This window comes from Paraburkholderia sp. SIMBA_027, from assembly GCF_046535315.1.
Taxonomy (GTDB): Bacteria; Pseudomonadota; Gammaproteobacteria; order Burkholderiales; family Burkholderiaceae; genus Paraburkholderia; species Paraburkholderia tropica.
This window is the reverse complement of the sequence record NZ_JAWRWY010001283.1, coordinates 1-248: the sequence shown is the minus strand read 5'-3', so window position 1 is coordinate 248 and position 248 is coordinate 1. Positions and strand designations below refer to the sequence as shown.

At 62.9% G+C, this 248-nt stretch carries 1 pseudogene; it reads left to right on the top strand.

Annotation, left to right across the window (positions count from 1 at the left end):
• Positions 1-11 precede the first annotated feature (11 nt).
• Positions 12-248, top strand: a pseudogene (locus SB764_RS43280) (molybdopterin molybdenumtransferase MoeA); the annotation flags it as partial.

The following is a 248-nucleotide window of genomic DNA, read 5'->3' as shown; positions in this document are numbered from 1 at the left end:
TCGCAGACAGAGTGGCAGCCGGAGATCAGGCCAGCAGCCGCAGTTTCGAAAGTGCTGAGGCCGTGGAAATCTTCACCGGCGCGATGATCCCGGCCGGTTTCGACGCCGTGATCATCCGTGAAAAATGCTCGCGGCACGATCGCGAGTTCACCACCGCCTACCGGCCCCGCCCAGGCGAGAACATCCGCAGGGCGGGCGAAGACGTCGACCAAAACTCTCTGCTGTTCAAGGCCGGGACGGTTCTGACA